This window comes from Microbacterium sp., assembly GCF_036566905.1.
In the GTDB taxonomy this organism is placed as follows: domain Bacteria; phylum Actinomycetota; class Actinomycetes; order Actinomycetales; family Microbacteriaceae; genus Microbacterium.
The window spans coordinates 1-23313 of the sequence record NZ_DATCVK010000181.1; the positions used below are offsets into that span (position 1 = coordinate 1).

Here is a 23313-nt window from a genome sequence, read left to right on the forward strand (position 1 = left end):
CCCGCCTCGGCGAGGCGCGTGCGGGCCTCGGCGCCGACGGCGCCGCGGCGCGCGATGATGTAGTCCTCGGCGGCGGACACCTGCGCCTGGGCCTGCATCATGACCTGGCCGACCATCTGGCGGGCGCGCTCGGCCTGAGCCGCGGCATCCCGCGCGCCCTGCACGAGCGTGTCGATCTGCGTGTTGGCCGCCTCGAGGCTCTGCAGGGCCGCCAGCGGGCGCTTGGCCGTGCCGGTGAGCTGTGTGCGCGCGGCGTCGAGCTGCTGCCGCGTGGCGGCGATGACGCTCGCGATGCGGCCGTCGGTGTCGGACAGCGCCGAGGCCGCCGCGATGTCGCTCTCGAGTTCGGCGACCAGCGCGGTGGCGTTGCGCTCGCCTGCGGCGAGGTCGGTCGCGAGCTTCTCGATCGCGTCCTCGAGCAGCGTTGCCTGGCCGACCGCCTCTTCTGCGGCCCGGATGCCGACCGCGGCCTCGCCGCCGTCGCCGGCGCCGATCGCGGTCTGCGCAGCGGCCAGCTGCTCGTCGGCGAACGCGAGGCGCTGCCGCGCCTGGGCGGGGTTGTCGACGACGGTCGCAAGGGCCTCGGGGGCGTAGGCGGACTGGAGCTCCTGCAGCCGCGCGGCCGCCTGGTCGAGGGATGCCGCGGCTTTGGCGCGTTCGTCCTGCACGCGGGCGAGCGCCTCGGGGGCGTTCTGCTCGAGCTTGCGCAGCTCGTCGAAGGCCGCGGCCTTCTCGTCGAGCAGGGAGTTCGACGCCTCGCACAGTGCGATGATGCGCTCGTTCCAGGCGCGGGCGTCCTGCGGGGAGTCGGGGGTGGCGTCGTCGAGCTGCTGCTTGAGCCCGAACGCCTCATCCAGGCTCTGCTGCGCGGTCGCGAGCGCCGCCTCGAACTCGGTGGTCGCGGCATCCCCGAACTGCGCTTTGGCGAAGCCGAGCTCCTGGGCGCTCGTCTTGATCGCGTCATCCGTCTCGACGAGGAGCGACGACGCGCGCCGCTCGAGCTCCTCGATGCTCGGCTGCGGTGGTCCGGTCGGCCCGCTCGGCACGGCGCCCCGGGTGCGCCGGCGCCGCAGGAACATCACGAGCAGGACGATCCCGACGCCGACGACCACGATCACGAGGAGCCAGGTGAACCACGACCCACCGCCGGAGGCGCCGGAGTCGACCGCGCCCGAACCGCCGCCGGCGGCATCGGTCAGCCCATCGGCTGCGGCGTCGACGGCGCCGAGCCAGTCGTCCTGCGCGAGCGCCGGCTGGATCCGCTGCTGCTCGATCGCGTCGAGCTGGTCCTGGGTGAGCGGGCCTGCCGAGTCGGCCGAGAGGTAGTACTGGCGCCCTTCGGTGGCGACGGCGAGGAGGTACTGCGTGGTGCCCAGCCCATTGTCGTCGGCGGTCTGGTTCGCCCAGTCCGCCGCGTCGGCGGGGTCGGTGAAGTCGTCGACGTAGACGACCCAGAGGTCCAGTCCCGTGTCGGACTTCAGCTGCTCGAGGCGTCCCTGCGCCTCGGCCTCCTCCGTGGGTGACAGCACGTCGGCGTCGTCGAGTACGAAGCCCGGGTCGAGTGTCACCGGGGGAGTCGCCAGCGCGGCCGCGCCGCCGATCGCCGTGACCGCGACCACCGCAGCGGACGCCAGCGCTGCAGCCCATCGCAGTCGCATCGATCCCCCCTCTGGGATTCGGGTTACCCCTCCGGCGAGTCTATTCAGCCGCGGGGATACGACGATAGCCCACGGCCCCCGCCCCGCATGTGTGTTCGCCGAGAACGTACCCGTGCTCCCGCAACCTCGTCCTCCGCGGCCGCCCCCTCCACCGTCCCCCCTTCGTTGAGTTGGCGTATACGTACGCCGAGCCCGGCGTGTCGCGTGCATCTGGGGCAAGTCGACGGAGGGAAGGACGCGTGCGGCCGGGCGGCGCCGTGCGGGTCGCTGCGGCGCGCCACCGCGGCCGGCCGGTAATCTTGCCGATCCGGAGGAGGACCATGGACGATCGCTACGGCGCCGATGTGCTGGCCACGGGGTGGAAGGGGCACGGGGTGCGGCAGCTGCCCCGCGTGCCGGCATCCCGCGATCTCGTCGTCGAGGTGGCGGAGGACGGATTCTGTGGGGCCGTCGTGGGCGTCGCGGGCGGCGTGGTCGAGCTCGAAGACCGATCCGGCCGCCGCCGCATGTTCCCGCTGGGCCCCGGATTCCTCATCGACGGCAGGAACGTCGTGCTCGGGCCGCCCGCCGCGGCACCGGTCGCCACCCGGCCGAAGCGGACGGCGTCGGGGTCGTTCGCGGCCGCCGACGCTCGCGCGCGCACGGCCCGGGCGAGCCGCATCCTCGTGGAGGGCCGCCACGATGCCGAGCTCGTCGAGCGGGTGTGGGGCGACGACCTGCGGGCCGAGGGTGTCGTCGTGGAGTACCTGCAGGGCATCGACCTGCTCGACGCCGCGCTCGACGAGGAGCCGCCGTCGGCAGAGCGTCGCTACGGCGTCCTCGTCGATCACCTCGTGCCCGGGTCCAAGGAGTCGCGCATCGCCGACGCGATCGCACGCGGACGCCATGGCGCGCACGTGCTCATCGTCGGCCACCCGTGGATCGACGTGTGGCAGTGCGTCACGCCGCGCGCGGTGGGGATCGAGCGCTGGCCCGAGGTGCCGCGCGGCATCGAGTTCAAGGTGGGCGTGTGCCGGGCACTGGGCTGGCCGGCACGCGACCAGGCCGACATCGCGCGGGCCTGGCAGCGCATCCTGGCATCGGTGAAGAGCTATCGCGACCTCGAGCCGGCGTTTCTCGGACGCGTGGAGGAGCTCATCGACTTCGTCACGGTGCCGCAGTAGCGGCAGTGCCGACATCCGGTCCCGAACGCGCCAGCCTCCTGCGACGGCTGCATCGGCGACCGCCGCGCTCGCACGAGACGGCGGCGTCCGAGCGCTCGGTAGCCTGGTGGGGTGACGAACCCTGCCACGCCGGCCCCCGAACCCCGTACCTTCCGTGAGAAGCCGGTGTCGTTCGTGCGCCGGAGCGGACGGATGTCGGAGGCGCAGGAGCGCGCCTGGACCGACCTGGCACCTCTCTACGTGATCGAGGTGCCCCGCGATTCGGCGGCCACCAGCATCCTGCCGGGTTCGTCGATCGATCCCGTCGCCGTGTGGGGCCGTGAGGCGCCGCTCGTCGCAGAGATCGGATCGGGTCAGGGGCACGCGATCGTGCACGCCGCGACCTCGCGGCCTGACACCGACTTCCTGGCGATCGAGGTCTTCCGGGCGGGCCTGGCCCGCACCATGCTCGATGCCGACCGCGCCGGCGCGCGCAACCTGCGCCTGGTCGAGGCCAACGCGCCCGAGGTGCTGCAGCACCTGCTGCCGGCGGCATCCGTCGACGAGCTGTGGGTGTTCTTCCCCGACCCGTGGCACAAGAAGAAGCACACCAAGCGACGCCTCGTCGCCGACGGGTTCGCTCAGATCGCGGCTGCCGCGCTCCGGGACGGCGGCGTGCTGCGCCTGGCGACGGACTGGGAGGACTACGCGCGGCAGATGCGCGACGTCATGGCCGCCGCGTCGGAGTTCGAGCCGACGTTCGAGGGGGAGTGGGCGCCGCGCTTCGAGGGCAGGGTGCTCACGGCGTTCGAGCGCAAGGGCGCGCGCGTGGGACGCGACATCCGCGATCTCTCGTACCGCCGCGTCTCGAGGCCATGAGCGCAGCGCCCGGCCCCATCGCCGGGCCCGACCCGGCGCCGGACTCCGCGCCCGGGGCGCAGCGCGACCGGTGGCGCTTCGTGCGCCCGCTCGCGCACCGCGACTTCCGCATGCTGTTCGGTGCCGTCGTGCTCTCGATCTTCGGCGCCGGCATGTGGGCCGTCGTCATGGTGTACACCGTCATCGACGCGGGCGGTGGCCCGGTGGAGCTGTCGGTGGTCGCGGCAGCGAACGCCGTCGGGCTGCTGCTGTGCGCGATCCCCGGCGGGATCGCCGCCGACCGCGTCCCGCGGCGCCTGCTGCTGCGCGTCGTCGAGCTGCTGAACCTCCTCGCCATCACGTCGGTCGCCGTGGCCGGCGTGCTCGGCGCCGTGACGATCCCGCACCTCGCGATCGTCGCCTTCGTGCTGGGGGCGGGGGCCGGGTTCTTCTTCCCCGCGTACAGCGCGATCCTGCCGCGCATCCTGCCGCCCGCGCAGCTGCTCGCGGCGAACGGCCTCGAGGGCGCCATCCGCCCGGCGCTGCAGCAGGCGGCGGGTCCCGCTGCCGCCGGCATCATCGTCGCCGCCGTGTTCGCGCCCGCCCACGCGGCATGGGGCGTCGTCGCCGCGCACGCGCTCGCCCTGGTGCTGCTGCTGTTCGTGCGCCCCGAGCCGCCCGTCGCGGCCGGCGAGGAGCACGAGCCGCCGGCCGGCGTACGAGGCGTGTTCCACGATCTGCGTGAAGCCGTGGGCTTCACCATCCGCACCCCGTGGCTGCTGTGGACGCTGCTGTTCGCGACCGGCTGGGTGCTCGTGTTCCTGGGACCGGAAGAGGTGCTGCTGCCGTTCCTCACGCGCGAGCGCATCGGCGCGGATCCTCGCCTGTTCGGATTCCTCCTCGCGATCTACGGGATCGGCGGAGTGCTCGGATCCATCGTGGTGTCGTCGATGAGGCTGCCGCGTCGATACCTCACGGTGATGATCGGCGTCTGGTCCGTCAGCACACTGCCGTTCGCGATCGTCGGCATCACGCACGAGTACTGGGTGATGGCGCTCTGCCTGTTCCTCGTGGGTTTCGGGTTCAGCTACGGCAACGTGATCTGGGGAACGCTGCTGCAGCGCCGCGTGCCCCGGCGCATGCTCGGGCGCATCTCGAGCCTCGACTTCTTCGTGTCGCTCGCACTCATGCCGCTGTCGATGGCGCTGGCGGGCCCGCTCGCGGAGGTGGTGCCCATCGAGGCGATCTTCATCGCGGCGGGCGTGATCCCGCTCATCCTCGGCGTGCTGGCCTACCTGGTGGCGGGGATGCCGAAGGATGAGATCGCGCACCCGCTCGATCACTGACCCCCGTCCGCCCCCGCCTCCGGAGCCGCCCGTATGCCCGCACACCCTGACGCCCCACCCGCGCCGGTCGTCGCCGCGTGGTCGTGGGGCGTGGTGCCCGCGCTCCTGGTGTGCCTGGCCGCGCCGGCCTTCTTCGTGGTGCGGCTGCCGTGGCTCGGCTGGGTGCTGCTGGCGGCGGGACTCGTGGTCGCGCTCCTGACTGAGCGGACGGATGCCGGCGAGCAGCGACGCCCTTCGCCCCTCGATCGCGCGAACCCTGGCCGGCAGCGCGCCGAGCGCGCGGTCGCCGGATCCGACACGGCCACGACCGCCGGCATCCGTCGGTCGCCGTCGCTGGTGCGCGACCTGTCGCTCATCGCGGCAGGCCTGCTCATCGTGAGCGCCATCCCGCTGAAGGCCGAGCTCGACAACCTCGCGATCCTGCGGTTCGCGCTCGCCCTCGGCGGGGCGGTGGCGGTGCCGTACGCGATCTCGCGGTGGGTGTACCGCGACCACGCGATCCGCTTCCCCTGGCGCGGCGGCGGGCGCTGGACCCGGTTCCAGTGGACCTGGCTGGTGGCCGTGCTCATCCTCGGGTGGCTGATCCTGCCGTTCTACTTCATCACGTCGGGCGTGTACCTCAACTGGCCGGTCGTCGACACGCCCGAGCTCATCGCGCGGCTCTTCGTGGGGGTCGGGGCGGTCGGCATCTGGGACGAGCTGTTCTTCATCTGCACGTGCCTCGCACTGCTGCGGCGGCACTTCCCGTTCTGGCAGGCGAACCTGCTGCAGTCGGTGGTGTTCGTGTCGTTCCTGTGGGAACTCGGCTACCAGGCCTGGGGGCCGCTGCTCGCCATCCCGTTCGCGCTGCTGCAGGGCTTCATCTTCATGAAGACGCGATCGCTCACCTACGTCGTGACGGTGCACCTCCTCTTCGACGCGGTGGTGTTCCTCGTGCTCGTCCATGCGCACAACCCCGGGCTGCTCGACCGGCTGTTCCTCGTGTGAGCGCTGCCCAGGCCGTGCCCAGGGGCAGCGGGTAGGCTGGCGCACGGATCCTCGACCGGATCCCCGGACGACGGATCAGTACCCGGTGGGCGACAAGACTGGCCAGGAGCACAGTCATGTCGTGGGTCATCCTCATCGTCTCCGGAGTCCTCGAGGCCGTCTGGGCCACCGCGCTCGGCAAGAGCGAGGGCTTCACCAAGCTCTGGCCGACCGTGGTCTTCGGGGTTTCGCTCGTGCTGAGCATGGGCGGTCTCGCCTGGGCCATGCGCGACATCTCCACCGGCACCGCCTACGCGGTCTGGGTGGGCATCGGCGCCTCGCTCACCGTGGCCTACGCCATGATCACGGGTGACGAGGCGTTCTCGATCGTCAAGATGCTGCTGATCCTGGGGCTCGTCGGATGCGTCGTCGGTCTCAAGCTCGTCGGTCACGAGTGAGGCGCGGGGACGGATGCCGCGGCATCCGTCCCGTGGCTCTCTCACTCTCAACCTGACGTCGAGATGACTTGCAGGTGAACCCTTGACGACACCCGTGCGGGGGAGGACATTAGGTAGTGCGAAGTGAACACGGAAACGAGGAACCCGAAAGGGAACCGGACACGGAAACCATACTTCGCGAGACGATCCCCCCGGCGCTTCGGCACCGAGGGGATCATCGCTGTGTGCCAGGCATCGCCGGGGCTCGTGCACGAAGCCGGAGCCCCGGCGAGGCTCGCTCGGCGCCGCCGACCCGCGCCCATCCTGCCCGGGGCGATCCGGTGAGAGGCAGCCTGCCCGTGCGAAGGTGGAGACGACCACCGCCTCCCCACGCCTTCCAGGAGCCCGCATGCCGCGACCTCTCGCCGGGTTGACCACGCGCAATCTCGCCACCGAGCTCACCGCGGGCGTCACCCTTCTGGCCATCGCCGTGCCCCTCAACATCGGGTACGCGCAGATCGCCGGGCTGCCGCCGACGGCGGGCCTGTACGCCCTGATCGTCCCGACGATCATCTATGCGCTCGTGGTGTCGTCGCGTCAGGTCGTCGCCTCCCCGGATGCCGCGGCCGCCGCGCTCGTCGCATCGTCGGTGGGCGGTCTCGCGGCCGCCGGCAGCGCCGACTATGCGACGCTCGCCCTGGCGCAGGCGATCATCAGCGGCATCCTGTTCGTGCTGATGTCCGTGTTCAAGCTCGGCTTCCTCGCGAACTTCCTCTCGAAGCCGATCCTCGTCGGGTTCGTCGGCGGTCTCGCGCTCGACATCATGGTGAGCCAGATCGCCAAGATGCTCGGGGTCAAGATCGACTCGGGGGGCGAGTTCCTCGACAAGACCGTCGGGCTGGTGACCGGGCTCGGCACGGCCAACCTCTGGTCATTGCTGATCTCGGCGACATCGGTCACGGTGCTGCTCCTCGGCGCCCGGTATCTCAAGGCCGTCCCGTGGGCGCTCGTGGTGCTCGTGGTCTCGACGCTGGTGGTGGTGCTCACCGGCCTGGACGAACTGGGTGTCGACGTGCTGGGCGAGGTTCCTGCAGGACCCCCGGCACTCACGTGGCCGGTCATCGACTGGACGATGTGGTTCACGCTGATTCCCTCGGCGATCGCGCTCACCCTCATCACTACGGCCGAAGGACTGCTCGTGTCGCGGTCGTACGCCGAGAGGCGCGGGTACCCGTTCCACGCGAATCGCGACCTGCTCGCCTTCGGCCTCGGCAACATCGCCGCCGGCGCACAGGGCAGCTTCGCCATGGGCTCCTCGACCTCACGCACCGCCGCCATGGACCAGGCGGGCTCGCGCACCCAGCTGCCCTCACTCGTGCTCGCCGCGGGGACGCTCCTGCTCCTGCTGTTCGGCACCGCGCTCCTCGCCGACATCCCGTCGCCCGCCATCGGCGCGGTGGTCGCCGTCGCCATCCTGCCGCTCCTCGGCATCCGGGAGTTCCGGCAGCTGTGGCGCCAGGACCGGTTCGAGTTCGCGGTCGCCGCCACCTGCTTCCTCGTCACCGTCTTCGTCGGCGCGATCCCCGGGATCCTGGTCGCCTTCGTCCTCGCGCTCATCAACCTCGCCAAGCGCGCGGCGAATCCGGCCATCGACGTCCTCGAGGCCGACGACGACACGAAGCAGTCCCTGCTCGAAGACGCCCCCACGGGGGCCACCACCGCGCCCGGCCTGGTGGTCGTGCGGATGGCCGCGCCGCTCTTCTTCGCGAACGGAGCGGTGTTCGCCGCTGCGGTCAAGCGCGCGGTCACCGGTGCCGACCAGCAGGTGCACCACGTCGTGATCGACATGGAGGCGGTGACCGACATCGACGTCACCGGCGCCGAGGCGTTCGAGTCGCTCCAGCGTTGGCTCCACGACAACGACGTGACGCTCGCGTTCAGTCGTGTCCGACCGCCCACCAGAGCCCGCCTGGAACAGCTCGGACTGCTGTCCGGTCAGGCCTTCTTCGCCACCAACAGAGCGGCCGTCGCGACGCTTGCCGACCGCGACGTGGCCCCGCAAGACTGAGGATCCGGTCATCCGGCCGGTACGAAAGGGAGAAGCACATGCAGCAGCGCGAACCGGAAGCGTCGATCAGGGAGGCCCAGGCGAAGGCTCTGGCATCCCTGCCGTTCGACGACGTCGACGATTTCGCCGCGGCGGAGCGGGGTTTCCTCGGAACGCTCGACGACCCGAAGATCCGCAACGACAAAGGCGACGTGGTGTGGGACGCCTCCACCTTCGACTTCGTGCAGGGCGAGGCCCCTGACTCCGTCCACCCCAGCCTCTGGCGGCAGTCGAAGCTCGTCGCCAAGCACGGCCTCTTCGAGGTCGTTCCCGGCATCTATCAGCTGCGCGGCCTCGACCTCTCGGTGATGTCGGTCATCGAGGGCGACACCGGTGTGATCGTCGTGGACCCGCTGATCTCGGTCGAGACGGCGGCGGCGGCGATGGCCCTGTACCGCGCCCACCGCGGCGACCGTCCGATCCACGCGGTGATCCACTCGCACAGCCACATCGACCACTTCGGCGGCGTACTCGGCATCGTCAGCGAGGACGATGTCGAAGCCGGCAAGGTGCAGATCGTGGTGCCCGAAGGGTTCCTCGAGCACTCGGTCGCCGAGAACGTCTACGCGGGCACGGCGATGGCGCGACGCGCCGGCTACATGTACGGCGCAGCGCTCGAGCGCGGACCGCAGGGACAGGTGGGCGCGGGACTCGGGCAGACGACGTCGACCGGCAACCCGACGATCCTGCCGCCGACGCTCGAGGTCAAGGCCACGGGCGAGACCCACACGATCGACGGCGTGGAGTTCGAGTTCCAGATGGCGCCCGGCACCGAAGCTCCGTCCGAGATGCACTTCTACCTGCCGCGCTACCGCGCGCTGTGCATGGCCGAGAACGCCACGCACACGCTCCACAACCTGCTGACGCTCCGCGGTGCCGTCGTGCGCGACCCGCACATCTGGTCGCAGTACCTCACCGAGGCGATCGAGCGGTACGGCGACGAGGCCGAGGTCGTGTTCGCGTCGCATCACTGGCCGACGTGGGGCAACGAGGCGGTGAACGGCTTCCTCGCGATCCAGCGCGATCTGTACGGCTACCTCCACGACCAGACGCTGCGCCTGCTCAACCAGGGCTACAACGGCGCGGAGATCGCCGAGCTGATCCAGCTGCCGCCGGCGCTCGAGGCATCTTGGAGCACGCACGGCTACTACGGCTCGGTCAGCCACAACGTCAAGGCGATCTACCAGCGCTACATGGGCTGGTTCGACGGCAACCCTGCGCGCCTGTGGCCGCACCCGCCCCAGGCTCTGGCCGAGCGCTATGTCGAGGCGATCGGCGGCATCGATCGCGTCGTCGAACTCGCGCAGACGGCGTTCGACGCCGGCGACTTCCGGTGGGCGGCGACGCTCCTCGACCACGCCGTGTTCGCCGACTCCGACCACGCCGCGGCTCGCGCGCTGTACGCCGACACGCTCGAGCAGCTCGCCTACGGCGCCGAGAACGGCACCTGGCGCAACTTCTATCTCTCCGGCGCGACGGAGCTGCGCGAGGGCAACTTCGGCACCCCGACGCAGACGGCGGCGCCGCTCATCATCGCCCAGCTCACCCCGGAGCAGCTCCTGGACGCGCTCGCGATCCGGGTCAACGGCCCGAAGGCGTGGGACCTCGACCTCGCGGTGGACCTGACCCTCACCGACCTGGGTCGCAGGTTCCACGTGACGCTGCGCAACGGGGTTCTGGTCTACGTCGAGCGGGAGCCCGACGCCGCCACGCCGCTGCACCTGACCCTGTCGAAGGTGCGCCTGATCCAGATGGCGGGCGGTGACACCGAGAGCGCGGGCATCGAGGTGCGCGGCGATGCGGGCGTCCTGCAGCAGATCCTCGGCGTGCTCGACGAGGCCGATCCGAACTTCGAGATCGTCCTCCCGTAACCCGGCTCCCGATCGCCGGCATCGCCACCGCGATGCCGGCGATCGGCGATAGCAGTCCCCGCGCAGAGGGTCAAGGCGCTCCCCGCTGCCGGGGCGGTTCGCAAGACTCGGAGTATGAACCGGTGGCGACGCGTGTGCTGCGTGCCCCTGCTGGTGATCGCGCTGGGCGTCTCGGGTTGCGGCGTCACGGTGCCGAGCGACCCGCAGGGCACGCTCGATCGCGTGCGCGGGGGAGTGCTCCACGCGGGGGCGTCGGCCTCGGGCGAGCTCGTCACGGTCGACGGCTCCCAGGTGGGCGGCTCGCTGGCCGAACTCGTCGAGGGGTTCGCCGAGTCGGTCGACGCGAAGGTCGAGTGGACGGTGGGCAGCGAGGAGGACCTCGTCGACGACCTGGAGACGGGGGATCTCGACGTGGCGATCGGCGGGATGACCGACGCGACGCCGTGGTCTCAGCGGGTCGCGGTGACGCGGGCCTACGACACGATCCCCGGAGCGCGGTCCCGTGGTGCTGCTGATGCCGCTCGGGGAGAACGCCTGGCAGGCCGCCATAGAGGGCTACCTCGACCAGGAGGTCGCGCCGTGAAGACGATGGGACGCACGGACCTGCCCCCGGAGCAGCAGAAGGCCCTTCGCAGCGCCATCCGCTGGGAGTGGTTCACCATCGGCTACACAGTGGTGACGATCGGCGTCATCGCCCTGGTCGTCGGCGGGTCCCAGGCGATGAAGACCGCGTGGATCGAGGACATGCTCTCCCTGATCCCGCAGATCTCCTTCCTGGTCGCCCTGATCTTCATCCGGCGCCCGCCCACGCGCGCCTTCCCGTTCGGTCTGCACCGCATGATGGGCGTCGGTCACCTGGTGGCGGGGGTCGCGCTGCTGGCGGTCGGCGGCGACCTCGCGTACGAGGCGATCAGCGGTCTGGTGAGCGGCGACCACCCCTCGATCGGCACCGTGTACCTCTTCGGCCAGACGATCTGGCTCGGCTGGTTCATGGTCGGGGTGATGAGCATCATCGTGATCGGCCCCTTCTTCTACGGCCACGCCAAGGCGAAGCTGGCGCCGAAGCTGCACAACAAGGTGCTGTACGCGGATGCCGACATGGCGAAGGCGGACTGGACCTCCACCGCCGCGTCGATCGTCGGCGTGCTCGGCGTCGGCATCGGCCTCTGGTGGCTCGACGGCGCCGCGGCCCTCTTCATCTCGCTCGGCATCGTGTGGGATGGCTGGCGCAACTCGCGCGCCGCGGTGCGCGATCTCATCGACCAGCGTGCGCGGACCGAGGACGATGCGCGCCCGCACCCGCTCATCGCGCGCATCGCGAACCGCGTCGGCGAGTTGCCGTGGGTGCGCGAGAGCGCCGTGCGCATGCGCGACATGGGCCAGGTGTTCCACGTCGAGGTGTTCGCGGTGCCCACCCACGACGAGGTGCGTCTCGACGAGATCGAGGAGGCGCGCACCGCCGTGGCACGGCTCGACTGGAAGGTCCAGGACGTCGTCGTGATCGTGACGGCCAGCCTTCCGGACGAGGCCGAGCCGGCGGCACACCAAGAGGAATCGCACCGCGACGCGTGACCTGCGATGGCGGGTCTCGGCTGAGCCCGCCGCGCCCCGAGGCTCCGGCGGCGCGCCGGCGGCGTCTCGAGGGGGCGCGCGGACGGTCCCGGCGGTCAGTCGAGGTGCGGCGTTCCGTTCTCGGCGGACTCGCCGTCCGACGACGGCCCGGGATCCTCGTCGGGGACCGGAACGATCGCCAGCTGCACGCCGGGCGTCAGCAGCAGGTGCGCGGCGCGCATCTGGCCTTCGCCGTCATTCACCTCGAGCCAGTAGGGCCCCGCGATCATCCCCGCCTCGATCTCCTCCCGGAGGTCTTCGTAGCGGCGCCCTCCGATGCTGTAGTGCTCCCCGCCGTAGTAGATGTCGATCCTCTTCATGATCGCTCCCGTCCGAGGGCTACACCGTCGCACTGCGCACGGGCCCGCGGCCAATGCCTTGACAACGTGACGGGGTTCCCGTAGCCGATCAGCTGAGCAGCTCGTGCTCCGGCGAGGTGACCGGGTTGGACTGCGCCGGTTCGGGCACGAGATACAGGCCCGAGGGCGAGTTCGCCGTGTACGCGAGGGCGTCGATCCAGGCCGGATTCAGCTGAGGGGTACGGCTGCCGTAGAACTTGTACACGAGGGCGCAGCGGGGGTGCACCCAGATGGTGGTGCGTCCGTCGCCGATACTGACGTCGTCGCGCCACGTGAAGTGGAAGGGCTCTCCTCGCCGGAGCTTGGTGCCGATCACCAGCTGCAGGTGTGCGAGTGTCCGGTCGTCGAAATCGACCTTCACCGTCCCCTCATAGGTCAGCTTGCCCATCGTGCGCCTCCGCTCTCGGCCTGCCGGCGAACACAGCGCTGGGGATGGCTGCAGGGCCGACGGCGATCAGGTACAGCTCCGATCCTTCCCCCGAGAGCGGGTCGGAGCCAGCCCTTGACACGGGACGCCCGAGCACCTCGCGATCGATGCCGACCCGTTGTGCGCCGCGTTTCGCCGGGCGCCTACCCGTGAAAAGCCGACCCCGCCGGGATGGTAGTCTCGATCGGCACGCCTCCGTAGCTCAGGGGATAGAGCGTTGGTTTCCGGTACCAAAGGTCGCAGGTTCGATTCCTGTCGGGGGCACAAAAAAGAATCCCAGGTTCGCCTGGGATTCTTCGTTTTCCGGGGCAGTGTCTGACCGCCCGCGCGTCACCGGGTGACGGCGTCCTCGTCGTGGGGCGCGTCGGCCACGATCGCCGGCTGCTGCTCCATGCTCTCGATGGCGTCGGCCACCCGCCCGGCGAGGTAGGCGTGGCCGTCGGTCGAGGGGTGATCGCGGCCGATCGGACCGGTGTCGATGACGTCGAGGTAATTGGCGGTGGTGATCCAGTCGTCGGCGATCGGCGAGACGTACCACCAGCCGCGCGCGGCGGCCAGCTCACCCAGGTCCGCGTCGATGCTGCGTGTGGAGCTCTCGACCGGCAGCACCTGCGGAGAGGGTCCGAGGACGACGATCGCGGCGTCCGGGTAGCGGGCCTCGAGCGCGTCCCACGCGGCGGTCACGGCATCCCTGTACCCGGTCGGGTACAGCTTGCGGTCGTTGATCGAGCCTTCGACGATGACGAGGTCGGGGTCAAGCGCCGGGTCGAGGGCGTCGATGCGCTCGCCATAGGCCGGCCCGTCCAGGCCGGGCTTCAAGTAGCCGCTGCCGCGCACCCCGTTCACGACCGTCTCGACGCCGAGCTCGTCGGCGAGCAGGTACGCGAAACCGAGGGTAGGCACGGTCGCGGCAGACCCGTACACCCACGAGTCGCCGAACACCAGCACGCGCGCGTCGTCCTCGAGCACGAGAGGGGCGGGCGGGACGGATGCCGCGACTCTGGCATCGCCTTCCGCCGCGGCCACGGGAGCCACCGGCTCCGGCGCACCCCAGGGACGCAGGACGGCCACCGCGCACACCGCAGCGACGGCCAGCGCAGCGCCCAGCAGAGGGAGCCACAGCCGCCGTGCGCGGGATCGGCCGGGCGCGTGCATGAGATGAGGGTAAGTCATCGATCGGCGAACACCGAACATGGCTCGTGAACAGGGGAATCCATGCAGCAGATCCTGAGGTTCCGGACAGCTCACCGCCGTCTGCGGCCGAGCCTGTGGAAGTCCGTGCGGCACCGCCGCCGCGGCGTGCGAGGATACTTCGGTGCAACGCGTCGTGACCGCTGAGATGGACCTCGAACTGGGGGCATCCGTCGACCTCATCTTCCAGATCGCGGCCGCCCAGGCGGTGCCGATCTCGAACGAGCAGCTGACGTTCACCCAGGGCGATCGCGTGTACACCCCGACCGAGATCGTGGACCAGTCGGGGAGCCGGCTGCACCGTCTGACAGGCGAGCCGGGTCGCCTCGAGATCCGCTACGAGGCCACGGTCGACGGGCAGGCGTCGACGAGCCGCACGAGCGACCTCGAGGCGATCACCTACCTGCGTCCGAGCCGCTACGCGCAGTCCGACGAGGTGTTCCAGCAGGCCCGCCGGCAGTTCAAGGGGCTCTCCGGCCATGACCTCATCGCGGCGGTGTCGGAGTTCGTCTCGACGAGCACGACCTACACGCCTGGCCTCAGCCAGGGCACCGACAGCGCCGTGACGACTCTGATGACGGGGCAGGGTGTGTGCCGCGACTACGCGCACGTCGTCATCGCCCTGCTGCGCGCGATGGACATGCCGGCGCGCTACGCCGCCTGCTACGCGCCGGGCCTGCGCCCCATGGACTTCCACGCCGTGGCCGAGGCGTACCTCGACGGCGCCTGGTACGTCATCGACGCGACCCGCCTCGCGAACCGGAGGTCGCTCGTGCGCATCGCGACCGGACGCGATGCCGCGGACTGCGCCTTCCTCAGCTACCACGGCGGCTACGTCGGCCTCACCCGCCTGCGCGTGGACGCGTGGGTGGTCCCGGACGCCGCCACCCTCGACGGTCTCCACGCCCTGCCCGATGCGCCGTCGCTGAGCGCGAGCCTCACGGATGACGCGGAAGACCCCGCCGCCGACGATTTCGGAGCACTCGTCCAGATCTCCTGACGCCGCGGCGGGCAGCCGGGCACGCGATCCCGGCGAACCGGAGGTGCGCGGAGCGGGGCGCGCGATCCCGGCAAACTAGACTGGGCGGGCTATGAATCCCGAAGCCCTCTCCGCCGCCCTGCTCGCCGTCGTCGCCCCCCTCGCCGAGGCGCGACGACCCGGTGCGGCCGACGGGCTGACCCCCGCGGATCTGCCGCTCGAGCGGCCCAAGAACCGCGACCACGGCGACTGGGCCTCCAACGCGGCGCTCAAGCTGGCGAAGGCCGTCGGCGCGAACCCGCGCGAGTTCGCGGCCGACATCGCCGCCGGGCTCAGCGAGGTCGACGGCGTCGCGGGCGTCGAGGTCGCCGGTCCCGGCTTCATCAACATCCGGCTGGATGCCGCCGCCGCCGGTGCGCTCGCGAAGACCATCGTCGATGCCGGCGCCGCTTTCGGCTCGAACGAGTCGCAGCGCGGCAACACGATCAACCTGGAGTTCGTCAGCGCCAACCCGACGGGGCCGATGCACATCGGCCACACGCGCTGGGCAGCGCTCGGCGACTCGATGGCCCGGCTGCTGCTGGCCAGCGGCGCGACGCTCGTGCGCGAGTTCTACGTGAACGACGCTGGTGCCCAGATGGACCGGTTCGGCCGCTCCGTGCTGGCAGCGGCGAAGGGCGAGCCGACCCCCGAGGACGGCTACCCGGGTTCGTACATCGACGATCTTGCCCAGCGCGTCCTCTCGGCGGTGCCCGACCTGCTGTCGCTGCCGGGCGACGAGCAGCTCGCGGTGGCGCGGGACCGCGCGTACGAGCTCCAGCTGGGCGACCTTCAGGCGTCGCTGGAGAAGTTCAACGTCCACTTCGACGTCTTCTTCAGCGAGCGGACGCTCCACGCGAAGGGACCCGACGGCGAGCCCAGCCTGGTCGACGAGGCGGTCGACCGCCTGCGCGAGCAGGGCCACGTCTTCGACGACGAGGGCGCCGTGTGGGTGCGCACCACCGACTTCGGCGACGACAAGGATCGGGTCATCCGCCGCTCCAACGGCGAGTACACCTACTTCGCCGCCGACGCCGCCTACTACCTCAACAAGGGCGACCGCGGCTTCGCGCACAAGATCTACCTGCTCGGGGCCGATCACCACGGCTACGTCCACCGCCTGAAGGCGCTCGCCGGCGCCGCGGGTGACGATCCCGACAAGGACATCGAGGTGCTCATCGGCCAGCTGGTGTCGGTCAACGGCGCGCGGTTGTCGAAGCGGGCAGGCAACATCATCGAGCTCGACGACCTGCGCGAGTGGATCGGCACCGACGCGCTGCGGTACTCGCTGGCGCGTTATCCCGCCGATTCGCCGCTGACGCTGGACCCCGAGATCCTCCGCAAGCGCACGAACGACAACCCCGTCTTCTACGTGCAGTACGCGCATGCGCGCACCCACAACGTCGGGCGCAACGCCGCGGCATCCGGGGTCGACCGCTCCGAGTTCGCGCCCGAGCTGCTCACGCACGAGACGGAGTCGGCGCTCCTCGGCGCGTTGCAGGAGTTCCCGCGCATCGTCGGGTTCGCCGCCGAGGTGCGCGAGCCGCACCGCGTCGCCCGCTACCTGGAGGAGCTCGCCGGGCTCTATCACCGCTGGTACGACAACTGCCGCGTGATCCCGCTGGGCGACGAGCCCGTCGAGCCGGTTCACCGCACCCGCCTGTGGCTCAACGACGCCACGGGACAGGTGCTGCGCAACGGACTCGATCTGCTGGGCGTCACCGCACCGGAACGGATGTAGACATGACCCACGGCGACACGCAGGCGACCGAGCCCCTTCCCGACGACATGCTGCCTGCCGCAGCGGCGCCGGCCCCGCGCCGGCGCGTGTGGCCGTGGATCGTGGCGTTCGCGATCGTCGCGGTGCTCGCTGTCGCCGCGTGGTTCGCCGCGGAGGCCATCGCGCGCCAGGTCGTGACCGGTGTGGTGCGCGACCAGGTGCGCACGCAGCTGTCGCTGCCGGCCGATCAGCAGATCGACGTCGAGGTCGCGGGCGCCGTGATCCCGCAGCTCATCGGCGGCAGCATCGACGACCTCACGATCGCGTCCGACGACGTCACCTTCGGCGGCGTCTCCGGCGACGTCTCGGTCACCGCGCACGATGTGGCGGTGCGGGGCACCGGCGAGATGAGCGGCGCGACCGCCACGGTCTCGTTCGACGAGGCCGAGCTGCGGACGCTGCTGGCGACGGTCGAGGGCTTCCCCTCAGACACCGTCGGCCTCGCGGCGCCGAACGTCACGATGTCGATGGACCTGCAGCTGTTCGGCGTCGCGATCCCCGTCGGGGTGGCGCTCACCCCCTCGGCGGCGGACGGCCAGATCGTGCTCTCGCCCGCCGCGCTGCAGCTCGGCGGCTCCGAGGTCACCGCGGACGCGCTGCGCGACCAGTTCGGCAGACTCGCCGACTCCGTGCTGCGCGACTGGAACATCTGCATCGCGCAGTACCTGCCGGCAGGTGTCACGCTCACCGGCGTCGAGGTGGACGGCGACCTCCTGGTGGCCGATTTCGACGTCGACGGTGCGATCGCCACGGATCCCGCGCTCCAGGCCAACGGCACGTGCGCCTGAGACGCCGCGGAGCGTCACACGGCACGGGGGCCGCAAGCCGTGTGCCCTAGACTTCTAGCACCGCCGGAGACCCGTGTCACCGCCAGAGCGTGACCCCTCCGGGCGGCAGAGCCGTACCACCATCCCCGGACGGCCACGCGTCGAAGCTCCCACCGATTGGTCCACCGTGTCCGCCGACCCGCACACCCGTTCCGTCGCTCCCGCCTGGCTGGAACGTCCCGCCGACGCGAACGCGCTCGCCGCAGCGGTCTGGCCGACTGCCGCGACGCGTGACGAGGACGGCGTCCTCGAACTCGGCGGCATCCCGGCGACGGCATTGCGCGACCGGTTCGGCACGCCGCTCTACGTCGTCGACGAGGACGAGGTGCGCGCCACCGCGCGGCGCACGCTCGACGCCTTCCGTGCGGCGGCCGCACTGCACGGCGTACAGGCCCGCGTGTACTACGCCGGCAAGGCGCTGCTGACCACCGAGGTGGTGCGCTGGGTGACCGAGGAAGGGCTCGCGGTCGACGTCTGCACCGGCGGCGAACTGGCCGTCGCCCTCGCGGCCGGCGCCGATCCGGCGCGGCTCGGCTTGCACGGCAACAACAAGTCCGTGCCCGAGCTCGAGCGCGCCGTCGAGGCCGGCGTCGGCTCCATCGTCATCGACAGCCTCATCGAGATCGAGCGTCTCGCGGCGATCGTCGAGCGCCGCGGAGCGTCGCAGGCGGTGCTGCTGCGCGTCAACAGCGGTGTGCACGCCGAGACCCACGACTTCCTCGCGACGGCCCACGAAGACCAGAAGTTCGGCTTCACGCTGACGGATGCCCCCGCCGCCGTGGCGCGCATCCGCGAACTGCCCGGTCTCGAGTTCGTGGGCCTGCACTGCCACATCGGCTCGCAGATCTTCGGCACCGCCGGATTCGAGGAGTCCGCCGCACGCATCGTCGAGCTCCACGCCGAGCTGCGAGAGGGCGGCGAGCTGCCGGTGCTCAACCTCGGCGGCGGCTTCGGCATCGCGTACACGTCGGTCGACGACCCGACGCCGATCGAGGCGCTCGCGCTCGGCATCGCCGAGGCCGTGGCGCGGCAGTGCGAGGTGCGCGGCATCCCGGTTCCCCACCTCGCGTTCGAGCCCGGCCGCGCGATCGTCGGCCGCGCGGGCGTGACGCTCTACGAGGTCGGCACGACCAAGCCGGTCGCGCTCGAGAGCGGCGACACGCGGCTGTACGTGAGCGTGGACGGCGGCATGAGCGACAACGCCCGCCCCGCCCTGTACGGCGCGCAGTTCTCGGCGCGGATCGCGTCGCGCACGAGCGACGCCGAGCCGGCGCTCGCGCGGGTCGTCGGAAAGCACTGCGAGTCGGGCGACATCGTGGTCGACGCCGAGTACCTGCCCGGCGATGTGTCGCCCGGTGATCTGCTCGCCGTGCCCGCGACCGGCGCCTACTGCTTCTCGCTCGCGAGCAACTACAACTACGTCCCCCGCCCGCCCGTCGTGGCGCTGCGCGGGGGAGAGGCGCGCGTCATCGTGCGCGGCGAGACGATCGACGATCTGCTCGCCCGCGATGGCGGCCTCGAGACGGCCGTGTTCGAAGCTGGGCGTCCTCTCGCGGACGCACCGATGGAAGGGACCGCATGACCGACTACCGCCGCCTCCGCGTCGCACTGCTGGGAGCCGGAGCCGTCGGCTCGCAGGTCGCGGCGCTGCTACGCCAGCACGCCGACGAACTCGCCGACCGAGCGGGAGCGCGGCTGGAGCTGGTCGGCATCGCGGTTCGCGACGTCGACGCCAAGCGCGACGTCGAGCTGCCGTCCGAGCTGTTCACGACCGACGCAGACTCGCTCATCGTCGGCTCCGACATCGTCATCGAGCTCATGGGCGGCATCGAGCCGGCGCGCACCTACCTGCTGCACGCGATCAACTCGGGCGCCGACGTCGTGACCGCCAACAAGGCGCTCCTGGCGACCCACGGTCCCGAGATCTTCGACGCGGCCGACCAGGTGGGTGCAGAGGTCTACTACGAGGCCGCCGCCGCCGGTGCGATCCCGATCATCCGGCCGCTGCGCGACTCGCTGGCCGGCGACCGCGTGCAGCGGATCATGGGCATCGTCAACGGCACGACCAACTACATCCTCGACCGCATGGACACCGAGGGTGCCGAGTTCTCGGACGTGCTCGCGGATGCGCAGCGCCTCGGATATGCCGAGGCCGATCCGACGGCCGACGTCGAGGGCTACGACGCCGCGCAGAAGGCCGCGATCCTCGCGAGCCTCGCGTTCCACACGACGGTGCCGCTCGAGGCGGTTCACCGCGAGGGCATCTCGTCGATCGACTCGTCGATGATGGATGCCGCGCGCCACGCCGGTTACGTCATCAAGCTGCTCGCGGTGTGCGAGCGCCTGACCGAGGAGTCCGGCGAGTCCATCTCGGTGCGGGTGTACCCGGCGCTCATCGATCGCGCCCACCCACTGGCCAGCGTGCACGGCGCCAACAACGCGGTCTTCGTGCAGGCCGAGGCCGCGGGCAACCTCATGTTCTACGGCGCCGGCGCCGGCGGCGTGCAGACCGCGTCCGCCGTGCTCGGCGACGTCGTGTCGGCGGCGCGCCGCCACATCGCCGGCGGCGTCGGCGTCGGCGAGTCGACGCTGGCGAACCTCCCCATCGTCCCCGTCGGCCGTGTCACCACGCGCTACCAGATCACGCTCGAGGTCGACGACCAGCCGGGAGTGCTCGCGACGGTCGCGGGCATCCTCAGCGAGGGGCGCGTCTCGATCGCCACCGTCGAGCAGACGGTCGTCGAATCGGGCGACGGCGAGGGCGGCGTCGCCCGACTGGTGATCGGCACGCACAAGGCGTTGGAGCAGGACCTGAGCGAGACGGTGGACCGACTGGCCGCCAGCGGCGTCGTGGAGCGCGTCGTCTCGGTTCTGCGGGTCGAAGGCAACTGAGGGTCTGAAGGAGACTGACATGGCACATGTTTGGCGCGGAGTCCTCCGCGAGTACGCAGATCGTCTGGGCGTGACGGATGCCTCGACCGTGATCACGCTGGGAGAGGGCGGGACGCCGCTGCTGCCGGCACCGGCGCTGTCGCGTCGCACCGGCACCGACGTGTGGGTGAAGTTCGAAGGCATGAACCCCACCGGGTCGTTCAAGGACCGCGGCATGACGGTCGCCGTGTCGCGTGCGATCGACCACGGCGCCAAGGCCGTGATCTGCGCCTCGACGGGCAACACGTCCGCCTCGGCCGCCGCTTATGCGGCCCACGCCGGCATCACGGCGGCGGTGCTCGTTCCCGAGGGCAAGATCGCGATGGGCAAGCTCAGCCAGGCCGTCGCCCACAACGGCCGCCTCATCCAGATCCGCGGCAACTTCGACGACTGCCTCGAGATCGCGCGCGAGCTGGCCGACAACTACCCGGTGCACCTGGTCAACTCGGTCAATCCCGACCGCATCGACGGCCAGAAGACCGCTGCGTACGAGGTCGTCGAGCAGCTCGGCGACGCCCCCGACTTCCACTTCATCCCCGTCGGCAACGCGGGCAACTACACCGCCTACACGCGCGGCTACCGCGAAGAGGCCGACGCCGGCGTCTCGACCCGCATTCCCCGCATGTTCGGCTTCCAGGCCGAGGGCTCGGCGCCGCTCGTGCGCGGCGAGGTCGTGCGCAACCCCGAGACGGTGGCCAGCGCCATCCGCATCGGCAACCCCGCATCCTGGGACCTCGCCCTCGAGGCGCGCGCCGCGACCGACGGATACTTCGGCGCCATCGACGACGACCGCATCCTCGCCGCGCAGAAGCTCCTCGCCGGCGAGGTGGGCATCTTCGTCGAGCCGGCGTCGGCGATCAGCGTCGCGGGACTCCTGGACCGCGTCGAGGCCGGCGTGGTGCCGCAGGGCGCGCGCGTGGTGCTGACCGTCACCGGCCACGGCCTCAAGGACCCGCACTGGGCGCTGCGCAACGCCGACGGCTCGGAGGTCGCGCCGACCGTGGTCGACGCGACGACGTCGGAAGTGGCATCCGTCCTCGACCTCGCTCCCGCCGCTGCCCACCCTGCCGAAGCCCAGGGACCGCGCGCGTGAGCGCAGCCGTCGTGCCCGCGTCCGGCCACGGCGCCCTCCCCGGGCGGCGGGTCGTGGTGCGGGTTCCGGCGACGAGCGCGAACCTCGGGCCCGGGTTCGACACGCTCGGCCTCGCGCTGAGCCTGTACGACGAGCTCGACGTGACGGCACTGCCCGAGGGCGAGCTCGAGATCGAGGTCGAGGGTGCCGGCGCCGCGGACGTGCCGCGCGACGCCTCGCACCTGGTGGTGCGGGCGATCGCGTACGCGTTCGAATCGGCAGGACGACGGATGCCGGGGCTCCGCCTCGTCGCCCGCAACGTCATCCCGCACGGGCGCGGCCTCGGCTCGTCGGGTGCCGCGGTGGTGTCGGGCCTGCTGGCCGCGAAGGGCCTGCTCGAGGGCGACGTGGAGCTGGGCCCGGATGCGCTGCTGCGTCTGGCGACGGAGCTGGAGGGTCACCCCGACAACGTCGCGCCTGCGCTGTTCGGCGGTCTCACGATCGCCTGGGTCGATGACGGTGGGCCCCAGCACAAGAAGCTGCTCGTCCACCGTGGCGTGTCGCCGCTCGTCTTCGTGCCTGAGTTCACGATGTCGACCAAGCTCGCACGCAGTCTGCAGCCCACGCAGGTCCCTCGCGAGGACGCCGTGTTCAACGTGTCGCGTTCCGCGCTGCTGATCGCGGCGCTCACGCAGAGCCCCGAGCTGCTGCAGGCGGCCACCGAGGACAAGCTCCACCAGAACTACCGTGCGAGCGCCATGCCCGAGACCGACGGTCTGGTTCGCGCGCTCCGTGCGGAGGGCTTCGCGGCGGTCGTGTCGGGGGCGGGCCCGAGCGTGCTCGTGCTCGCCGATGGCCCCGGGCGACGCCTCGAGGCGGCGGCTCTCGCGGCCGCCGTGACCGACACCCCGTGGGAGGCGCTCATGCTCGCCGTCGACTTCAAGGGTGGTACAGTGAGGGAGTACGCGGAGGGTTCCACGTAATACGTGAATCTGGCCTCCGTCGCAAATCTGCGAAACCACCGCACGGCATTCTGACCTGCCGACGTCCGCTGAGCACCCTCGCGGTCCCTCACCCCGTCGGCGGGAGTTTCGACAGGCGTGACAACTATCGAGACGGGCAGACGCCCTCCGCAGTGCTGTGCGAGTCGTGCACATTCGTTCGTTTTTCACAAGGGAGAACTCGTGGAGTCCATCTCCGAGGTCCATGCTGATGTTCCGGCCGACGAGCGCGCGGAAGCGCCCGAGGGTGTCGAGAACGCCGAGACCATCGAAGCCCCGGCCGACGCCGTGGCTGAAGAAGCCGTGATCGAGGCCGTCGCCGCCGAAGAGATCGCCGAAGAGGCCGTGGCCGAGGCCGTCGTGGCCGACGCTGTCGCCGATGAGGCCGTCGTCGAGGCCATCGCCGCCGAAGAGGTCGCCGAGGAGGCGGTCGCCGAGGCGATCGTCGCCGAGGATTCCGGCGATCAGGCTGCCGCAGAGGCCGCTGAAGCCGCCGCCGAAGAGGCCGTGGCCGAGGCGCTCATCGCCGACGCCGTCGCCGAAGAGGCCGTGGCCGAGGCGGCTGCCGCCGACGCCGTTGCCGAGGAGGCCGTCATCGAGGCGGTCGTGGCCGAGGCCGTGGCTGAGGAAGTCGTCGCCGAGGAAGCCCCGGCCGCGCCGGTGAAGGCCCCCCGCAAGCGCGCGCCGCGCCGTGCCAAGAGCGCCGACGTC

General features: G+C 71.1%; 19 protein-coding genes, 1 tRNA gene, 1 pseudogene and 1 riboswitch. Of the genes and pseudogenes, 17 read left to right on the forward strand and 4 right to left on the reverse strand.

Features of this window, described 5'->3' with window-relative positions; translation table 11 throughout:
* Positions 1-1658, reverse strand: a 1658-nt coding sequence (locus VIP82_RS14880) for a TPM domain-containing protein (RefSeq protein WP_331909952.1), incomplete at its 3' end; no start/stop codon positions are given.
* Between the two features lie 320 nt (positions 1659-1978).
* On the opposite strand from VIP82_RS14880, the gene VIP82_RS14885 reads away from it, so the two are divergent.
* From VIP82_RS14885 to VIP82_RS14920, 8 genes are all read left to right on the forward strand, one after another.
* Positions 1979-2821, forward strand: coding sequence for a DUF3097 family protein (locus VIP82_RS14885; RefSeq protein WP_331909954.1), 843 nt, complete (start codon positions 1979-1981; stop codon positions 2819-2821).
* A 192-nt stretch (positions 2822-3013) separates the two neighbouring features.
* Positions 3014-3679, forward strand: coding sequence for a tRNA (guanosine(46)-N7)-methyltransferase TrmB (gene trmB, locus VIP82_RS14890; protein WP_414684687.1), 666 nt, complete (start codon positions 3014-3016; stop codon positions 3677-3679).
* Positions 3676-5004, forward strand: coding sequence for an MFS transporter (locus VIP82_RS14895; protein WP_331909958.1), 1329 nt, complete (start codon positions 3676-3678; stop codon positions 5002-5004). Before trmB ends, VIP82_RS14895 begins: the two co-directional genes overlap by 4 nt.
* Positions 5005-5037: 33 nt before the next feature.
* Positions 5038-5991 (forward strand): CPBP family glutamic-type intramembrane protease, encoded by a 954-nt coding sequence (locus VIP82_RS14900; protein ID WP_331909960.1) that lies wholly within the window; start codon positions 5038-5040, stop codon positions 5989-5991.
* Between the two features lie 41 nt (positions 5992-6032).
* A riboswitch (guanidine-III (ykkC-III) riboswitch) is annotated at positions 6033-6098 on the forward strand.
* Between the two features lie 9 nt (positions 6099-6107).
* The gene (locus tag VIP82_RS14905) at positions 6108-6428 is read left to right on the forward strand and encodes a DMT family transporter (protein WP_331909962.1); all 321 of its coding nucleotides are present in this window, start codon (positions 6108-6110) and stop codon (positions 6426-6428) included.
* Between the two features lie 388 nt (positions 6429-6816).
* Positions 6817-8475, forward strand: a complete 1659-nt coding sequence (locus VIP82_RS14910; RefSeq protein WP_331909964.1) for a SulP family inorganic anion transporter — start codon at positions 6817-6819, stop codon at positions 8473-8475.
* A 38-nt stretch (positions 8476-8513) separates the two neighbouring features.
* Entirely contained in the window at positions 8514-10385 is a 1872-nt protein-coding gene (locus tag VIP82_RS14915) for an alkyl/aryl-sulfatase (protein WP_331909966.1), read from the forward strand.
* A gap of 114 nt (positions 10386-10499) precedes the next feature.
* A complete protein-coding gene (locus VIP82_RS14920) occupies positions 10500-11957 on the forward strand; it encodes a cation efflux transmembrane domain-containing protein (protein WP_331909968.1) in 1458 nt (485 codons plus the stop codon).
* Between the two features lie 95 nt (positions 11958-12052).
* On the opposite strand, the gene VIP82_RS14925 is transcribed toward VIP82_RS14920, so the two are convergent.
* Positions 12053-12316 carry a hypothetical protein gene (locus tag VIP82_RS14925; RefSeq protein ID WP_331909970.1) on the reverse strand — a complete coding sequence of 88 codons (264 nt, stop codon included), beginning with the start codon at positions 12314-12316 and terminating at the stop codon, positions 12053-12055.
* Between the two features lie 88 nt (positions 12317-12404).
* Positions 12405-12743 carry a DUF7882 family protein gene (locus VIP82_RS14930; protein WP_331909972.1) on the reverse strand — a complete coding sequence of 113 codons (339 nt, stop codon included), beginning with the start codon at positions 12741-12743 and terminating at the stop codon, positions 12405-12407.
* A 230-nt stretch (positions 12744-12973) separates the two neighbouring features.
* On the opposite strand from VIP82_RS14930, the gene VIP82_RS14935 reads away from it, so the two are divergent.
* Positions 12974-13046 (forward strand) — tRNA-Arg (locus VIP82_RS14935).
* Positions 13047-13112: 66 nt separating this feature from the next.
* Here VIP82_RS14935 and VIP82_RS14940 read toward each other — a convergent pair.
* Entirely contained in the window at positions 13113-13937 is an 825-nt protein-coding gene (locus VIP82_RS14940) for an SGNH/GDSL hydrolase family protein (protein WP_331909974.1), read from the reverse strand.
* 160 nt (positions 13938-14097) lie between these two features.
* Between VIP82_RS14940 and VIP82_RS14945 the strand changes: the two genes are divergently transcribed.
* From VIP82_RS14945 to VIP82_RS14980, 8 genes and pseudogenes are all read left to right on the forward strand, one after another.
* Positions 14098-14973 (forward strand): transglutaminase-like domain-containing protein, encoded by an 876-nt coding sequence (locus VIP82_RS14945; RefSeq protein WP_331909976.1) that lies wholly within the window; start codon positions 14098-14100, stop codon positions 14971-14973.
* Between the two features lie 91 nt (positions 14974-15064).
* The gene (argS, locus tag VIP82_RS14950) at positions 15065-16732 is read left to right on the forward strand and encodes an arginine--tRNA ligase (protein WP_331909978.1); all 1668 of its coding nucleotides are present in this window, start codon (positions 15065-15067) and stop codon (positions 16730-16732) included.
* 2 nt (positions 16733-16734) lie between these two features.
* A complete protein-coding gene (locus tag VIP82_RS14955) occupies positions 16735-17559 on the forward strand; it encodes an LmeA family phospholipid-binding protein (RefSeq protein WP_331909980.1) in 825 nt (274 codons plus the stop codon).
* A 166-nt stretch (positions 17560-17725) separates the two neighbouring features.
* Positions 17726-19180: a diaminopimelate decarboxylase gene (gene lysA, locus VIP82_RS14960; protein ID WP_331909982.1), complete on the forward strand. Its 1455-nt coding sequence runs from the start codon at positions 17726-17728 to the stop codon at positions 19178-19180.
* Entirely contained in the window at positions 19177-20490 is a 1314-nt protein-coding gene (locus tag VIP82_RS14965; RefSeq protein ID WP_331909984.1) for a homoserine dehydrogenase, read from the forward strand. Before lysA ends, VIP82_RS14965 begins: the two co-directional genes overlap by 4 nt.
* A 19-nt stretch (positions 20491-20509) precedes the next feature.
* The gene (gene thrC / locus VIP82_RS14970; RefSeq protein ID WP_331909985.1) at positions 20510-21622 is read left to right on the forward strand and encodes a threonine synthase; all 1113 of its coding nucleotides are present in this window, start codon (positions 20510-20512) and stop codon (positions 21620-21622) included.
* Positions 21619-22584: a homoserine kinase gene (thrB, locus tag VIP82_RS14975; RefSeq protein ID WP_331909987.1), complete on the forward strand. Its 966-nt coding sequence runs from the start codon at positions 21619-21621 to the stop codon at positions 22582-22584. The genes thrC and thrB overlap by 4 nt, the downstream gene beginning before the upstream one ends.
* A 201-nt stretch (positions 22585-22785) precedes the next feature.
* Positions 22786-23313 (forward strand): annotated as a pseudogene (locus tag VIP82_RS14980) (hypothetical protein); the annotation flags it as partial.